The 665-nt window shown below is 44.7% G+C and carries 1 pseudogene; it reads right to left on the bottom strand.

What is annotated here, in order from left to right:
* Positions 1-600: pseudogene (locus tag A3739_RS03260) on the bottom strand (dihydroorotase); the annotation flags it as partial.
* Positions 601-665 lie beyond the last annotated feature (65 nt).

The raw sequence follows: 665 nt of genomic DNA, 5'->3' as shown, positions 1-665 counted from the left end.
ATGCGGCGCATGATCGGTTGCAATAATATCAATCACATCATCACGCAAAGCCCGCAATATGGCGTTTCGATCACTAGCCTTCTTAATTGCTGGATTACACTTTATTAGGTTACCTTTCTGAGCATAATCCTCTTCGCTAAACCAAAGATGATGAACGCAAGCCTCGGCAGTAATGTGTTTCGTTTCGACTGGGCCTGACGCAAAGAGACTAAGCTCTTTCTCTGTTGTGATATGCAAAACATTTAACTGCGAGCCAAACTTCTTCGCCAATCCAACGGCATAAGATGAAGAGGCATAACAGGCTTCATCATCTCTAATAATTGGATGGTCATGAATCGTAATTTCACGCCCCAAATCTTCGATTCTCTTTAGGTTTCGATCCATGACAGGCCCTCTTTCGCAATGCGTGGCAATAAGCACGGGGCATTCACGAAAAATAGCATCTAATGCATTTTGATCCTCAACAAGTAAGCTACCTGTCGATGCCCCCATAAACACCTTAACGCCACAGGTGGTCTTGGGGTCTACACGTTTAATTTGCTCTAAGTTGTCTTCGGTCGCACCTAGGTAAAAGGAGTAATTAGCGAGCGAGTTTCTCATTGCAATATCATGCTTGTCTTGCAAGGCCTCTATGGTCGTAGTGGCCGGGCTAACATTCGGCATTT

The organism is Oleiphilus sp. HI0067 (assembly GCF_001635735.1).
Note: the sequence above shows the minus strand (reverse complement) of the source record. Positions and strands in the feature narration are given on the sequence as shown.